Source organism: Microbacterium gorillae, from assembly GCF_050990725.1.
In the GTDB taxonomy this organism is placed as follows: Bacteria; Actinomycetota; Actinomycetes; order Actinomycetales; family Microbacteriaceae; genus Microbacterium; species Microbacterium gorillae_A.
Genome location: NZ_CP158844.1, coordinates 2,240,303 through 2,256,304, shown reverse-complemented (window position 1 = coordinate 2,256,304; position 16,002 = coordinate 2,240,303). Strand labels below are relative to the sequence as shown.

Sequence of the window (16,002 nt, the reverse complement as noted above, 5' to 3'; positions counted from 1 at the left end):
GGTGCTCGCCGACCTGACGGCCGGCTCCGTGGCGGATGCCCGCACACGTGAGCTCGTTCGCCCGCTGGACCGGGTCCGTCAGGACGCCGCAGACCGCGTTCCTGCCCTCGATGTGCTGGCGGCCCTCGCCCCTGCCGAGGGCGTGAAGATCATCGCCGAAGTGAAGCGCGCGTCACCGTCGCGCGGACACCTCGCCGAGATCCCCGATCCCGCGCACCAGGCAGCTCTCTACGAGCAGGGCGGGGCATCTGCGATCAGCGTGCTGACCGAGGAACGCAAGTTCCGTGGCAGCCTGGCCGACCTGGAGGCGGTCCGCACCAGGGTCACCCTTCCGGTGCTGCGTAAGGACTTCATCGCCACCGACTACCAGGTGTACGAGGCGCGCGCCGCCGGTGCTGACCTCGTCCTGCTCATCGTCGCGGCGCTCGACGACGACACGCTGCGTCACCTCTACGAGCTGATCCTCTCGCTCGGGATGACACCGCTGGTGGAGACGCACTCGGCCGAGGAGGTCGAGCGCGCTCTCGCACTCGGCGCGAAGCTCGTCGGAGTCAACGCGCGCAATCTGTCCACGTTCGAGCTCGATCGCGATCTGTTCGGCTCGCTGGTGCACATGTTCCCGGCCGACGTCATCAAGATCGCCGAATCCGCGGTCCTCTCTCCCGAGGACGTGCGTCACTACCGCTCCGCAGGTGCCGATGTGGTGCTCATCGGAGAAGCCCTTGTCACCGGTGATCCGGTGGCGACCCTCACCCAGTACCTTCAGGCCGGCTCGTTCGTCGCGTCGGCAGACGGGAGCCAGACGCCGTGAGTCTGCGCGATCAGCACGGTCCGTTCTTCGGCGACTTCGGGGGCCGGTTCATGCCGGAATCCCTGATCGCCGCAATCGATGAGCTCACCGGGGTGTGGGAGTCCGCGATGGCGGATGAGACATTCTGGGCCCAGTACCGCGAGCTGCTGACCAGCTACGCGGGTCGTCCGTCGCCGATCACGGAGGTGCCGCGGTTCGCCGAGCACGCGGGTGGTGCGCGGATCTTCCTGAAGCGTGAGGACCTCAATCACACCGGATCTCACAAGATCAACAACGTCATCGGCCAGGCGCTGCTCACGCAGCGACTCGGCAAGACGCGCGTGATCGCGGAGACCGGTGCGGGCCAGCACGGTGTGGCGACGGCGACGGCTGCCGCACTGTTCGGCTTCGACTGCACCATCTACATGGGCGAGGTGGACACCGAGCGTCAGGCGCTCAACGTCGCCCGTATGCGGCTGCTGGGCGCCGAGGTCATCCCCGTGACGACCGGATCGCGCACCCTGAAGGACGCGATCAATGAGGCGTACCGAGACTGGGTCGCCAGCGTCGAGAACACCAACTACATCTTCGGCACGGCGGCGGGTCCACACCCGTTCCCGGCGCTCGTCCGTGACTTCCAGAAGGTCATCTCGGAGGAGGCCCGCGATCAGCTGCTCACGCAGGTGGGACGCCTTCCCGATGCCGTGGTCGCAGCCGTCGGCGGTGGCTCCAACGCGATCGGCATGTTCGACGCGTTCCTGGACGACGAGTCCGTCAAGCTCTACGGCGTCGAAGCGGCCGGTGACGGCGTCGACACCGACAAGCACGCCGCCTCTATCGAACGCGGTCGCCCCGGCGTCCTGCATGGTGCGAGGACGTTCGTGCTGCAGGACGAGGACGGCCAGACGGTGGAGTCGCACTCCATCTCGGCCGGACTCGACTACCCCGGTGTCGGTCCGGAGCACTCGTGGCTCGCGTCCATCGGACGCGCCGAGTACATCCCGGCGACCGATGACGAGGCCATGCAGGCATTGCGCCTGCTCAGCCGCACCGAGGGCATCATCCCCGCGATCGAGTCGGCGCACGCCCTGGCCGGCGCCATCCGGCTCGGCAAGGAGCTCGGGCCCGACGCGCTGATCGCGGTGTGCCTGTCCGGTCGCGGCGACAAGGATATGGACACGGCGGCCCGGTACTTCGGGCTGTACGACGACGCTGCGGGGGAGCAGGAATGAGCCGCGTCGAAGACGCCATCGCACGTGCCGAAGCCGAGGGACGCGGAGCGCTGATCGGGTACCTGCCGGTCGGATTCCCGGACATCGAGACGAGCGTGGAGGCAGCCGTCGCCCTCGCCGAGAACGGCGCGGACATCCTCGAGCTCGGGCCGCCGTACTCGGATCCCGTGATGGACGGCATCGTCATCCAGGAGGCCACGCAGCAGGTGCTGGCGGCCGGCTTCAAGCTGAAGCAGCTGTTCCCGATCATTCGCGCGATCGCCGACCGCGTCGACGTGCCGATCCTCGTCATGACGTATTGGAATCCGGTGCTGCAGTACGGCGTCGACCGGTACGCGGACGATCTCCTGGCTGCCGGCGGCGCCGGGCTCATCACCCCGGACATCACACCCGAGGCGGCGGGCGAGTGGATCGCGGCGTCGGAGCGCACGGGCTTGGACCGGGTCTTCCTCGCGGCACCCACCAGCACCGACGAGCGTCTGCGCATGGTCATCGAGAAGTCCACGGGCTTCGTCTACACGGTGTCGACGATGGGAACGACGGGAGAGCGCGCCTCGCTGGACTCGGCGGCGCGCACGCTGGTCGCACGTCTGCGTGAGCAGGGGGCCCGTCGCGCCTGCGTCGGCATCGGAATCTCCAACGCGGACCACGTCTCCGGGGTGCTCGAATACGCCGATGGTGCGATCGTGGGCACTGCGCTCGTCCGTGCGCTGCGCGACGGCGGCGTCGATGGCCTCGCCGCGGAGGCACGCGCCCTGTCGGCGGGAACGCGCCGCTGACCGCGGGTTACGTCGCCGGTGACGGGGGAGCGTCCTCGGGCGTCGTAGACTCGTAACCATGCTGCTTTCCGCCCTGGCCCTGCCCGCGAGCATTCCGAGCCCGGAGATCAACTCGTTCGACTTCACGATGTTCGGCATCCCGTTCTCTATCAAGTTCTACGCGTTGTTCATCATCCTGGGCATCATCATCGCGACGGTCGCGGCCAACCGCACGCTGACCAAGCGTGGCGCGGAGCCCTGGGTGATCGTCGACGTCCTGCTGATCACTGTCCCGATCTCGATCATCTGTGCGCGGCTGTTCCACGTCTTCACCCACTTCGGCTTCTACTTCGGTGAGGGTCAGACCGACCCTCTCGCGTGGCTGAAGATTTGGGAGGGCGGCATCGCCATCTACGGCGCCCTCATCGGCGGTGCCATCGGGGCGTGGCTGGGCTGCAAGTGGACGGGACTGCGGTTCTGGACCTTTGCGGATGCGATCGCGCCGTGGATGCTGCTCGCGCAGGCGATCGGTCGCCTCGGCAACTACTTCAACCACGAGCTGTTCGGTCTTCCCACGGATGTGCCGTGGGGACTGGAGATCCCGCGCCCGAACGATGCCATTCCGGTCGGCCTCAGCGAGGACACGCTGTTCCACCCGACGTTCCTGTACGAGATCATCTGGAACGTCCTCGGCGTCGTGGTCCTGCTCATGCTGCGCAAGAAGATCGCCATGCAGTGGGGCCGCCTGTTCGCCGTCTACCTGATCTGGTACTCGGCCGGTCGTGTCGTCTGGGAGTCGATCCGCATCGACCCGAGCGACATCATCCTGGGCCTGCGCACCAACGTGTGGTCCGCCATCCTCGGAATCGTGATCGGTCTGGTCGTCCTGATCGTCCAGTCGCGCCACAAGGGACAGGAACCCTCGCCGTACGTTGTCGGCCGTGGTCCGCAGAATGCGGTAGGCTCGTCCGCAGCCACCCCGGAATACGTCGACGTGAGCGAGCCACCCGCCCAGTCCACGGACGATTCCGAAGCCGCCACGAGCGGACCCTCCGCCGAAACCACGAAGGTTGCCGGCGCCTAATACCCTCCTCGCGGGCCGACGTCGTCCCACGAACCCCTTGAGAGAAACCGGGGACGACGCCATGTCATCGACCCTTCCCACCGGCCTCGCCGGCTTCCCGGCCCAGCAGGGCCTGTACAACCCGCGCTTCGAGAAGGACGCCTGCGGCCTCGCCATGGTCGCGACCCTTCGCGGTGAAGCGGGCCACGACATCGTGAGCCTCGCCCTGGAGGCGCTGCGCAACCTCGAGCACCGTGGTGCCATCGGTTCCGACGCGGGAACCGGTGACGGCGCAGGCATCCTCACCCAGATGCCGGACGAGTTCTTCCGCGCCGTCGTCGACTTCGACCTCCCCGCCGTGGGCGAGTACGTCGCCGGTGCTGCCTTCCTGCCGCTGGAGGAGGAGCCGCGCCTGGCCCAGAAGGCCGCCATCGAGGACATCGCCCGTTCCGAGGGCCTGGAGGTGCTGGGTTGGCGTGTCGTTCCGACCGCTCCGGAGAACCTGGGCAAGCTCGCCTTCAACGCTCGCCCGCAGGTGGAGCAGCTGTTCCTGTCGCGCCCCGCCATCGGTGGCGCTCCGGCCATGAGCAGCCTGGGACTCGACCGTCTCGCCTACCGCCTTCGCACACGCGCCCGCACCGAGCAGGGCGCGTATTTTGTTTCCCTGAGCTCGCGCACCATCGGCTACAAGGGCATGGTCACCACCCTTCAGCTCGAGCCGTTCTACCCGGACCTGCAGGACGAGCGCTTCGCCTCGAAGTTGGCCGTGGTGCACTCGCGCTACTCGACGAACACCTTCCCCTCATGGCCGCTCGCGCAGCCGCTGCGCATGCTCGCGCACAACGGCGAGATCAACACCGTGGGCGGCAACCGCAACTGGATGCGCGCCCGTCAGTCCCAGCTCGAGTCCGAGCTGCTGGGCGACATGGCACCCCTGCTTCCGGTCTGCACCGACGGTGTGAGTGACTCCGCCTCCTTCGACGAGGTGCTGGAGCTGCTGACCCTGACCGGTCGGAGCCTCCCGCACGCGATCATGATGATGGTTCCCGAGGCGTACGAGAAGCAGTCGGACATCGACCCGAAGCTCCGCGCCTTCTACGAGTACCACGCGATGCAGATGGAGCCGTGGGACGGACCGGCCGCGCTGCTGTTCACCGACGGCACGCTGGTCGGTGCCACGCTCGACCGCAACGGACTGCGCCCCGGACGCTGGACCGAGACGCGTGACGGTCTCGTGGTCATCGGTTCCGAGACCGGCGTGCTGGAGTTCGAGCCGGAGCGCATCAAGCGCCGCGGTCGTCTGCAGCCGGGCCGCATGTTCCTCGTCGACACCGAGCAGCGTCGCATCATCAGCGACGACGAGGTGAAGACCGAGCTTGCCAACCTGGAGCCGTGGGAGGAGTGGCTGACCGGCGCCGTGCGCCTCGCCGACCTTCCCGACCGCGAGCACATCGTGCACCCCGTGGCGTCGATCACGCGCCGCCAGCGCACCTTCGGCTACACGGAGGAAGAGGTCACCAAGATCCTCGCCCCCATGGGACGCACGGGCGCGGAGCCGCTGGGCGCGATGGGTTCGGACACCCCGATCGCCGTGCTGAGCGACCGCCCCCGCCTGCTGTTCGATTACTTCACGCAGCAGTTCGCGCAGGTCACCAACCCGCCGCTGGATTCCATCCGCGAGTCCGTGGTGACGAGCCTGCGCATCGGCATCGGTCCGGAGAAGAACCTGCTCTCCTGGGGTCCCGAGCACGCCCAGAGCGTCACGCTCGACTTCCCGGTGATCGACAACGACGAACTGGCCAAGATCCAGCACATCGCGAAGGCGCTGCCGGGTCGCTCATCGGCGACCATCCGCGGTCTGTACCACTTCGACGCCGGTCCCGGCACGCTCGCGAAGCGCATCGAGGAGATCTACGACGAGGTCGACGCCGCCATCGCGTCGGGTGCCGAGTTCCTCATCCTGTCGGACCGCGACAGCGACAAGGACCTGGTGCCGATCCCGTCGCTGCTGCTCACCAGCGCCGTTCACCACCACCTGATCCGTCGCGAGACGCGGATGCGGGTGGGACTGATCGTGGAAGCCGGTGACGTTCGTGAGGTACACCACGTCGCGACCCTGATCGGCTACGGCGCCTCTGCCGTGAACCCGTACCTGGCGATGGAGACCGTGGAGCACCTGGTGCGCACCGGCTTCATCGAGGGCGTGACCGAGCACGAGGCCGTCCACAACCTGATCCACGCGCTCGGCAAGGGCGTGCTGAAGATCATGTCGAAGATGGGCATCTCCACCGTCCGCTCCTACGCGGGCGCCCAGGTGTTCGAGGCCATCGGTCTGTCGCAGCAGTTGATCGACGCGTACTTCGTCGGCACCGAATCGAAGCTCGGCGGCGTCGACATCGCCGTGCTGGAGGCCGAGAACCAGCAGCGTCACGACTTCGCGTACCCCAAGGACGAAGCCGCGCGCGTGCACGAGCGGCTGTGGACCGGTGGCGAGTACCAGTGGCGCCGCAGCGGCCCGCCGCACCTGTTCAACCCGGACACGGTGTTCCGGCTGCAGCACTCCACGCGCACGCGTCGCTACGACATCTTCCGCGAGTACACGAAGGCCGTTGACGACCAGGCGGCGGAACTGAAGACGCTGCGCGGCATGTTCGGACTGCGCTTCGGCATGCGTCCGCCGGTGCCGCTGTCCGAGGTGGAGCCGGTGTCGTCGATCGTCAAGCGGTTCTCCACCGGAGCGATGAGCTATGGCTCGATCTCCCGCGAGGCCCACGAGACGCTCGCGATCGCGATGAACAGCATCGGCGGCAAGTCCAACACCGGTGAGGGTGGAGAGGACGTCGAGCGACTGCTCGACCCGAAGCGTCGGAGCGCCATCAAGCAGGTCGCCAGCGGCCGCTTCGGCGTGACGAGCCTCTACCTGACCGAGGCCGACGACATCCAGATCAAGCTGGCGCAGGGCGCGAAGCCCGGCGAGGGCGGTCAGCTGCCGCCGGAGAAGGTGTACCCGTGGGTCGCACGCACGCGTGGCGGCACACCGGGCGTCGGCCTCATCTCTCCGCCGCCGCACCACGACATCTACTCGATCGAGGACCTCAAGCAGCTGATCTTCGACCTGAAGCGGGCGAACCCGTCGGCGCGGATCCACACGAAGCTGGTGTCGCAGTCCGGCATCGGTGCTGTGGCGGCCGGCGTCGCGAAGGCGCTGTCCGACGTCGTGCTCGTTTCCGGACACGACGGCGGCACGGGTGCCAGCCCGGTGAACTCGCTCAAGCACGCGGGAACTCCGTGGGAGCTGGGCCTCGCCGAGACGCAGCAGACTCTGATGATCAACGACATGCGCGACCGCGTGGTCGTTCAGGTCGACGGTCAGCTGAAGACCGGACGCGACGTCATCATCGGCATGCTGCTCGGGGCCGAGGAGTTCGGCTTCGCCACGGCTCCGCTGGTGGTCAGCGGCTGCATCATGATGCGCGTGTGCCACCTGGACACCTGCCCGGTGGGTGTCGCCACCCAGAACCCGGTGCTGCGCGAGCGCTTCACGGGTAAGGCCGAGTACGTCGTCAACTTCATGGAGTTCATCGCCGAGGAGGTGCGCGAGTACCTCGCCAAGCTCGGCTTCCGCTCCATCGACGAGGCGGTCGGCCACGCCGAGCTGCTCGACGTGGAGAACGCCGTTCGCCACTGGAAGACGCAGGGGCTTGACCTCACGCCGATTCTCGCCGGCCCGGACCTGCCCGCAGACGCGCCGCGCAAGCACGGTCGGGAGCAGAACCACGAGCTGGAGAAGCACTTCGACGTCGAGCTCATCAACCGCTCCCGCGCGGTGATCGCTGATGGCGGCACGGTCACGATCGATCTGCCGATTCGGAACACGGAGCGCGCGGTCGGCACGATGCTCGGGCATCAGGTGACGAAGGCACGCGGGCAGTTCGGTCTGCCCGCCGACTCGATCACGGTGAACCTGCAGGGCTCCGCCGGTCAGTCGCTGGGGGCGTTCCTGCCTTCCGGCATCACCCTGAACCTGTCCGGCGACGCCAACGACTACGTGGGCAAGGGCCTCTCCGGCGGGATCGTCACGGTGCAGCCGCCGGCGGCGGTGCGCTTCGACGCCTCCCGCAACGTCATCGCGGGCAACGTCATCGGCTACGGTGCGACGTCGGGTGAGCTGTATCTGCGTGGCGTCGTGGGGGAGCGGTTCCTCGTGCGCAACTCCGGTGCGACGGCCGTCGTCGAGGGTGTGGGTGACCACGCGCTCGAGTACATGACCGGCGGTCTGGCCGTGATCCTCGGTTCCACCGGACGCAACTTCGGTGCCGGTATGAGCGGTGGAACGGCGTACGTGTATCGCCTGCGCCGCGAACTGGTGAACCAGGACGCCCTGCGCAGCGGTGAGCTGCGCGTCGAGTCGCTGGGGGCCGCGGACGAGGAGATCCTTCGCGACCTGCTCACGCAGCACGTCGAGCGCACCGGGTCCACCCGTGCCGCCTCGCTGCTGGCCAACTTCCACGACGAGGCGCCGCAGTTCGCCCGCGTGGTGCCGCGCGACTACGCGGCCGTTCTCAAGACCCGCCAGGACGCGGAGGCCGCGGGGCTCGACCCCGACGGCGACGTCGTCTGGCACCAGATTCTGGAGGTGACCCGTGGCTGACCCCCAGGGATTCCTGAAGACCACGCAGCGCGAGCTGCCCAGCCGCCGCCCCGTCCCGGTGCGGATCATGGACTGGCGGGAGGTGTACGAGCCCGGTGACACGGCGGTCGTGCGTCGTCAGGCCGGTCGATGCATGGACTGTGGTGTGCCGTTCTGCCACCAGGGCTGCCCGCTGGGCAACCTGATCCCGGAGTGGAACGACCTGACGTGGCGCGGCGAGGGTCGCGCGGCGATCGATCGCCTGCACGCCACGAACAACTTCCCGGAGTTCACCGGCCGCCTGTGCCCGGCACCGTGCGAGAGCGCCTGCGTGCTGGGCATCAACCAGCCCGCCGTCACGATCAAGTCGATCGAGCAGACGATCATCGACGAGGCCTTCGGCAACGGCTGGGTGCAGCCGCAGCCGCCGGGACGCATCACCGGCAAGACGGTCGCGGTCGTGGGCTCCGGCCCCGCCGGTCTCGCCGCTGCCCAGCAGCTGACGCGCGCCGGTCATACCGTGGCGGTGTTCGAGCGTGACGACCGCATCGGCGGCCTGCTGCGCTACGGCATCCCGGACTTCAAGATGGAGAAACACCACCTCGAGACGCGCCTGCGTCAGATGCAGGACGAGGGCACGCGTTTCCGCGCCGGCGTCGAGATCGGTCGGGACATCACCTGGTCGGATCTGCAGGATCGTTATGACGCGATCGTGGTTGCGACCGGTTCCACGGTGCCGCGCGACCTGCCGATCCCCGGCCGCGACCTTGCGGGCGTTCACTTCGCGATGGACTACCTCGTGCAGTCGAACAAGGTGGTTGCGGGCGACACCGTGGCCAACCAGATCAGCGCCGAGGGCAAGCATGTCGTGGTCATCGGCGGTGGCGACACCGGTGCGGACTGCATCGGTACCGCCCACCGCCAGGGCGCGCTGAGCGTCACGAACCTCGCGATCGGCCGCCAGCCCGGAACCGAGCGCCCGGAGCACCAGCCGTGGCCGATGGACCCGACCGTGTTCGAGATCTCCTCCGCGCACGAGGAGGGCGGTGAGCGGGTCTTCCTGGCCTCCACCGTCGAGTTCCTGTCGAACGAGGCGGGAGAGGTGCGCGCTCTGCGTGTCGCCGAGACCGAGTTCGTGGACGGCCGTCGCGTGCCCAAGAATGGAACCGAGCGGGAGATCCCCGCCGACCTCGTGCTGATCGCGATGGGCTTCACCGGGCCCGAGCGTTCCGGCATCGACGCGCAGCTGAACGCGGTCTTCACGGAGCGAGGCGCACTCGCCCGCGAGGACGACTACAGCACCACGACACCCGGGGTGTTCGTGGCCGGCGATGCCGGTCGGGGTCAGTCCCTGATCGTCTGGGCCATCGCGGAGGGACGCGCCGCGGCAGCAGCCGTGGATGCGTACCTGATGGGAACGTCGACGCTCGCCGCGCCCGTCCGGGCGAGCGAAGTCGCCATCGGTCTGCCCACCGCGTAGGCTGGCACCGGCCCTCGGCCCGAAAACCCCCACCCAGACAACCGGAGCACATACGGATGAGACGCGCGAAAATCGTCGCAACCCTGGGACCTGCAACATCCACCTATGAGAGTGTCCGCGCCATTATCGACGCGGGCGTTGACGTCGCCCGGCTGAACCTCAGCCACGGCGACTACTCGGTGCACGACGCGAACTACGCGAACGTGCGTCGGGCCGCTGACGACGCTGGTCGCGCCGTCGCCGTCCTGGTGGACCTGCAGGGTCCGAAAATCCGCCTCGCGAAGTTCGCGGACGGACCCCACTACCTCGAAGTCGGGGACATCTTCAAGATCACGACCGAAGACGTCCCCGGTACCAAGGAGATCGTCGGCACCACGTTCAAGGGCCTGCCCCAGGACGTGAAGCCGGGCGATCACCTGCTGATCGACGACGGCAAGGTCCGTGTGGAGGTCGTGGAGTCCGACGGGACTACCGTGACCACCCGCGTGATCGTGGCCGGCAACGTGTCCAACAACAAGGGCATCAACCTTCCCGGCGTGGCCGTGAACGTCCCCGCGCTGAGCGAGAAGGACGAGGAGGACCTGCGCTGGGCTCTCAAGACGGGCGCGGACCTCATCGCCCTGTCCTTCGTGCGCAACGCCGCCGACATCGAGCGCGTGCACGAGATCATGCGAGAGGAGGGCAAGTTCCTGCCCACTATCGCGAAGATCGAGAAGCCGCAGGCCGTTGATGCGCTCGAAGAGATCGTCGACGCCTTCGACGGCATCATGGTGGCCCGTGGCGACCTCGGTGTCGAGCTTCCCCTGGAGGCCGTGCCGATCGTGCAGAAGCGCGCCGTGGAGCTGGCGCGTCGTATGGCGAAGCCGGTCATCGTGGCCACGCAGATGCTCGAGTCGATGATCTCCAGCCCGGTGCCGACGCGCGCCGAGACCTCCGATGTCGCCAATGCCGTTCTCGACGGTGCCGACGCTGTCATGCTCTCGGGCGAGACCAGCGTGGGCGACTACCCGGTGATCGTGGTCCAGACGATGGCCCGCATCATCGAGTCGACTGAGGACCACGGCCTGGAGCGCATCGCGCCGATCGGCACGAAGCCCCGCACCCAGGGCGGCGCCATCACGCTGGCGGCCGCCGAGGTCGCGGACTTCGTCGAGGCGAAGTTCCTCTGCGTGTTCACGCAGTCGGGTGACTCGGCTCGTCGCATGTCGCGCCTGCGTTCGAAGATCCCGATGCTGGCGTACACGCCGGACCCCGCGATCCGTCGCCGTCTGTCGCTGACCTGGGGCATCCGCACCACGCTGGTCGACTTCGTGTCGCACACGGACGCGATGTTCGCCCAGGTGGACGAGCACCTGCTGTCGTCCGGTCTCGCTGAGCCCGGCGACAAGGTCGTGGTCATCTCCGGTTCCCCTCCCGGAATCGTGGGCTCCACCAACGATCTGCGCGTGCACAAGGTCGGTGACGCCGTTCACGGCGCCGCCCCCGCCTACGAGGCATAAGCAGCCCCGCACGACTCCCTCGTGCAACACAATGGCCGGTCCTTCGGGGCCGGCCATTGTGTTGGGGTGAGTTCGGCGGGGTTAGAGGAACAGCAGCACGGCGAAGAGGGCGAAGAGGGCGGCGTGGACGGCGCCATGCGTGGCGGTCACGCGCTTGCCGAGGAACGTGACGGCGGTGGTGACGATGGTGGCTGCCACGAGCACCAGCATGATCGGCGACTCGGCGAGAACGACCGACTGTCCGGTCACCAAGCCGATGACCAGCACCGAGGGGATCGTCAGGCCGACCGTGGACACGAACGCACCGAGACAGAGATTCACGACACGCTGGATCTCGCCGGTGCGGGCGGCCCGCACCGCGGTGATGGTCTCCGGCGTGAAGACGATCAGCGCGATCACGACGCCCGCGAGTGCGGTCGGCGCGCCGATCGCGTCGAACGCGACATCGAGCAGCGTCGCGAGGTGGTGAGACAGCAGCACGATCGGCACCATCGTCGCCACAAGGAGCGCCGTACGCACAGCGAGCTCGCGCCCGTGGTCCCGGACCGTGTCAGCCAGCGGTGCCCGCTGCGTCTGCGCAACCTCGCCGACCTCGCGGTAATCGTCCGCCTGCACACCCGTCTGACGCCACAGGAAGAAGCCGTACAGCACGATCGTGATCACGCTCACCGCGACGGCTGCGGCAGCAGGGTATGCGCCGCCGGGCAGCGCGGCCGGGATGATCATCGCGGTCGCCGACAGCACGGCGATCATCGCGACGTACACACTCGACCCGGAGCGGTTCGGGCGCATCGCCCCGTGCCGCAGCCCACCCACGAGGAGGCAGACGCCGACCACGAGGTTCAGGATGATCATCATCACCGCGGTGACGGAGTCTCGGGCGATGGTCGCGTGCTCACCGGGGCCGAGCATGACGGCGGAGATCAGAATCACCTCGATCAGCACGATGCTGAGCGTGAGCACCAGTGTTCCGTAGGGGTCGCCGAGACGATGTGCCAGCGCTTCGGCCTCGTGCACGACGCCGAACGCGGCGACGAGGATCACGGCGACGATGGCTCCGAGCACGAGCCATACGGCGGGCAGCGGCAGTTCGTGGGGAAGGAGGGCGGTGGCGACCACCGCGGCCCAGGGGAGTACGAGCCGGAAGAGGGCTGCGGGGGAGAGAATCCGACGGATCTGCGAGACGGTCACGAGCGTTCCGTGCTTCCGCGAGGTCGTCCTCGCACATCGTGCTCGACCGGGTCGTCCCGATCGCGATCTGACGCTGCAACTCTATCGCCGCATCATTGACAACGCCTGTGCAGAGCGAGGCCGTGCCCCCTGGGCCATCGTCGTGATCGCGCTCACCGGGCTGGTCACCCTCCTGGTGCTGTGGTGGCGCGCGACCATTGAAGGGCGACACCGTGGATCCGAGATCGGACGCGGATCGTCCCGACCAGCGCAGCCGGCCAGGAGCCGAGTACCGCCCGATCGCCGATCCGAAGGCGTCCGGCGGGGCGGTCTCGGCATCCGACTCAGCGGTCCACCAGATGATCCTGCTGACGGAAGAATGCCAGCTCGTGCTCGGCGGCTCGGATGAACGCCCGTTCCGCGGCCGCCCGTTCGTCCGGTCCCGCTGCCGCACACGCCATCCGCGCGTACTCCACCGCTCGACGCGTGGCGTTCGCGAAGGCCGGGTCCGCGTACGTGGACAACCAGGTCACGTACGGATGATCCGCGCGGTTTCGGGCGGCGAGTCGTTCGCCGGCATCCTGATAGATCCAGTAGCAGGGGAGGATGGCGGCGACCACCACCGCGTAGCTCGGGCCGGCGCTCAGCAGGTGGTCGAGGTAGGCCCGGGTCGTCCCGGACATCTCTCCGACGTCGGGCTCCTCACCGAGGAATCGGGTGTGCAGTTCCAGCTCACCCGTGATCGCCGCACTGGCCGCATCCGCCCAGAACGTCTGCTCCTCGCGTGAGGGAGCCAGCGTGCTGGCACGGGCGAGCACACGCGCGTAGTCGCGCAGGTACAGCGCATCCTGGCGAACGTAGTGCCGGAACGCGGCGGGATCGAGCGTTCCGTCGCCGAGCGCCTGCACGAACGCGCAGCCATCGATCTGCCCGCGGACGTCTTTGATGAGCGACCACCAGCGCGCAGGATCGTCCAACGGGCGTGAGCGCACGAAATGATCGATCGGTCCGTGCCCGCCGCCGACCTGGAGGGCCGCCCCCGCTGTGATCGCCAGACTGAGCCAGTGCTTCGTCTCCCGCAGCGCGGTCTCCACCGACCGACCCTGTGCCAGCATCGTGGCCAGGCCGCTGGAGAGGGAGCAGCCGGTGCCGTGCGTGTTGCGGGTTTCGATGCGTTCGCCATCGATGATGATCACCCGATCGGTCCTCGCGTCAACGAGAGCGTCCGGAGATCGATCGCCGCTGAGGTGGCCACCCGTGACGAGCACCACGACACCGTCGCGCTGCGAGACACGTCGTGCCTGGTCCAGCGCCGCAGGCCAGTCCGCCGCCGCTGGTTCGTCGGCGAGTACGGCGAGCTCCGGCAGATTCGGCGTGACAACGTCCGCCAGGGCGCTGAGGGCGCGTAGCGCCGCCTCGGCGGGCGCCTCCAGCAGTCGATCACCGCTCGTGGCGACCATCACCGGATCCAGGACGACGATCGGCGGGCGGTGGGCGCGCAGCCACTGGGCGACGACGCCGATGCTGGCCTCGGTGCCGAGCATGCCGATCTTCACGGCGTCGATCGTCACGTCAGCGGACAGCGTGTCGAGCTGAGTGCGGACCATCTCCGGCGGCACCGCGTGCACGGCCGTGACGCCTCGCGTGTTCTGCGCAGTGAGGGCAGTGAGGGCCGCCATTGCGTAGCCGCCCAGTGCGCTGATCGACTTGATGTCGGCCTGGATCCCCGCTCCGCCGCTCGGGTCCGATCCGGCGATCGAGAGCACGCGCGGGATCATCGCGTCACCTCGGCAGACGTCCAGGCGGAAACCAGGTCGGCGGCGGCGCGGCCGGGATCCGTTGCCGCGCAGATCGCTGAGGCCACGGCGATCGCCGCCGCACCGGCTCGCCGAAGCGCCGCGACGTCCGCCACGGTGATCCCCCCGATCGCGACGCAGGGCAGCGGCGCGCTCTCTGCGAACTCCGCGAAACCGGAGACACCGAGCGGCCGCGGATGATCCGGCTTCGTGCTGGTGGGATGGATGGCACCGACGCCGAGATAGTCGACGGCACTCGATGGTTCGCCGTCCAGGGCTGCGAGATGTGCGCGCGTGTCCGCCGTGAGCCCCAGCACGCTCTCGTCGCCGAGGAGTGTGCGGGCTATCGCGGGCGGGAGATCGCTCTGTCCCAGATGGGCACCGTCGACGTGAATGCCCGAGGCACGCGCGGCGAGCACGATGTCCACCCGATCATTGATGAGGAGCCGCGCCCGCCCACGAATCACGTCGGACGCTGCTGCGGTGAGGTCCAGGAAGTCGCGCGTCGCCGACTGCTTCGCTCGCAGCTGCACGGTTTCGACGCCTGCATCAACGGCGGCATCGATGACGTCCAGCAGGCTGGTTCCCGCCGGGGGCTCGGTCGTGACGAGGTAGATGCCCGCGATCGTCATGACACCGCTCCCAGCTCGCGGACATCGGTGGCTGTGAGCGTCGAGAGCGCGTCAAGGAAGGCGACGGCGAAGCTGCCTGGGCCGCTCGACGAAGCTGCCGCTGTCTGCGCGGCGATCGTGTAAGCGGTGGTCGCCGCGGTGGCGGCGAGGAGCGCGTCATCGGTCAGCGAGGCGAACGCCGCCATGACGGCGCCCAGGGCGCACCCGCCACCGGTGACGCGGGTGAGGAGCGGGGTCCCTGTTCCGACGCGCACCCGCCGCCGACCGTCCGTGAGGTGGTCCACGGGCCCGCTCACGGCGACGACCGCGCCCGTGCGGAGCGCGAGTTGGCTTGCGGTCTCGCTCGCGGCTTCGACGCCATCCGACGCGTCGACGCCGCGCCCACCGGCACCAACGCCGGCGAGCGCCAGGATCTCACTCGCGTTGCCCCGGATGATCGTGGGCTCGAAAGAGAGCAGGTCCGCCGCGAGGGACGTGCGCACCGGAAGGAAGCCGACGGCGACCGGGTCGAGCACCCACGGCACGCCCGAGGCGCGTGCGACTTCTGCGGCCTCGCGCATCGCCCGGCGCTGTTCTTCGTGGGGCGTTCCGAGATTGACCAGCAACCCGTCGGCGATGGCGGCGAACGCTCCGGACTCCACCGGGATGTCAACCATCGCGGGTGCCGCGCCGAGGGCGAGAAGCACGTTCGCAGTGAAGTTGGTCACGACGCCGTTGGTGATGGCCTGCACCAGCGGCGCGCGCTCCCTGAGACGATCGAGAAGCAGTGCGCAGTCCTCGACGGAAACGGACGTATGGACGAACGACGTCATGGTGACATCCCTCCGCTCGTGTGAACGAGATCAGGTTCGACGGGTGTGATCTCAGCGCCCTGGTGGGCGCACCCCGTGTCGCCGGTCAGCCTAGCGCGCGTTGCAGGCGATGCGCGAAGCGGCGGAGTCGTGCGGTAGTG

11 protein-coding genes and 1 riboswitch are annotated in these 16,002 nt (G+C 68.4%); of the genes, 7 read left to right on the top strand and 4 right to left on the bottom strand.

Annotated elements, in window-relative coordinates; all coding sequences use genetic code 11:
* Position 1: 1 nt before the first annotated feature.
* From trpC to pyk, 7 genes are all read left to right on the top strand, one after another.
* Positions 2–811: an indole-3-glycerol phosphate synthase TrpC gene (gene trpC, locus ABTV68_RS10195; protein WP_433677592.1), complete on the top strand. Its 810-nt coding sequence runs from the start codon at positions 2–4 to the stop codon at positions 809–811.
* Positions 808–2,022: a tryptophan synthase subunit beta gene (trpB, locus tag ABTV68_RS10190; protein ID WP_433677523.1), complete on the top strand. Its 1,215-nt coding sequence runs from the start codon at positions 808–810 to the stop codon at positions 2,020–2,022. Before trpC ends, trpB begins: the two co-directional genes overlap by 4 nt.
* Entirely contained in the window at positions 2,019–2,801 is a 783-nt protein-coding gene (gene trpA, locus ABTV68_RS10185; protein WP_433677522.1) for a tryptophan synthase subunit alpha, read from the top strand. The genes trpB and trpA overlap by 4 nt, the downstream gene beginning before the upstream one ends.
* Before the next feature lie 58 nt (positions 2,802–2,859).
* A complete protein-coding gene (gene lgt, locus ABTV68_RS10180) occupies positions 2,860–3,864 on the top strand; it encodes a prolipoprotein diacylglyceryl transferase (protein ID WP_433677521.1) in 1,005 nt (334 codons plus the stop codon).
* A 61-nt stretch (positions 3,865–3,925) separates the two neighbouring features.
* A complete protein-coding gene (gene gltB / locus ABTV68_RS10175; protein ID WP_433677520.1) occupies positions 3,926–8,494 on the top strand; it encodes a glutamate synthase large subunit in 4,569 nt (1,522 codons plus the stop codon).
* The gene (locus ABTV68_RS10170) at positions 8,487–9,953 is read left to right on the top strand and encodes a glutamate synthase subunit beta (protein WP_433677518.1); all 1,467 of its coding nucleotides are present in this window, start codon (positions 8,487–8,489) and stop codon (positions 9,951–9,953) included. Before gltB ends, ABTV68_RS10170 begins: the two co-directional genes overlap by 8 nt.
* A gap of 56 nt (positions 9,954–10,009) precedes the next feature.
* The gene (gene pyk / locus ABTV68_RS10165) at positions 10,010–11,452 is read left to right on the top strand and encodes a pyruvate kinase (protein WP_433677516.1); all 1,443 of its coding nucleotides are present in this window, start codon (positions 10,010–10,012) and stop codon (positions 11,450–11,452) included.
* An 81-nt stretch (positions 11,453–11,533) separates the two neighbouring features.
* Here pyk and ABTV68_RS10160 read toward each other — a convergent pair whose 3' ends face one another.
* From ABTV68_RS10160 to thiM, 4 genes are all read right to left on the bottom strand, one after another.
* Positions 11,534–12,643: a calcium:proton antiporter gene (locus ABTV68_RS10160; protein ID WP_433677515.1), complete on the bottom strand. Its 1,110-nt coding sequence runs from the start codon at positions 12,641–12,643 to the stop codon at positions 11,534–11,536.
* 323 nt (positions 12,644–12,966) lie between these two features.
* The gene (gene thiD / locus ABTV68_RS10155; RefSeq protein ID WP_433677514.1) at positions 12,967–14,400 is read right to left on the bottom strand and encodes a bifunctional hydroxymethylpyrimidine kinase/phosphomethylpyrimidine kinase; all 1,434 of its coding nucleotides are present in this window, start codon (positions 14,398–14,400) and stop codon (positions 12,967–12,969) included.
* Positions 14,397–15,050 (bottom strand): thiamine phosphate synthase, encoded by a 654-nt coding sequence (gene thiE / locus ABTV68_RS10150; RefSeq protein ID WP_433677513.1) that lies wholly within the window; start codon positions 15,048–15,050, stop codon positions 14,397–14,399. Before thiE ends, thiD begins: the two co-directional genes overlap by 4 nt.
* Positions 15,047–15,862: a hydroxyethylthiazole kinase gene (gene thiM, locus ABTV68_RS10145; protein ID WP_433677511.1), complete on the bottom strand. Its 816-nt coding sequence runs from the start codon at positions 15,860–15,862 to the stop codon at positions 15,047–15,049. Before thiM ends, thiE begins: the two co-directional genes overlap by 4 nt.
* Positions 15,853–15,948, bottom strand: a riboswitch (TPP riboswitch). (Overlaps the previous gene by 10 nt.)
* Positions 15,949–16,002: the final 54 nt, after the last annotated feature.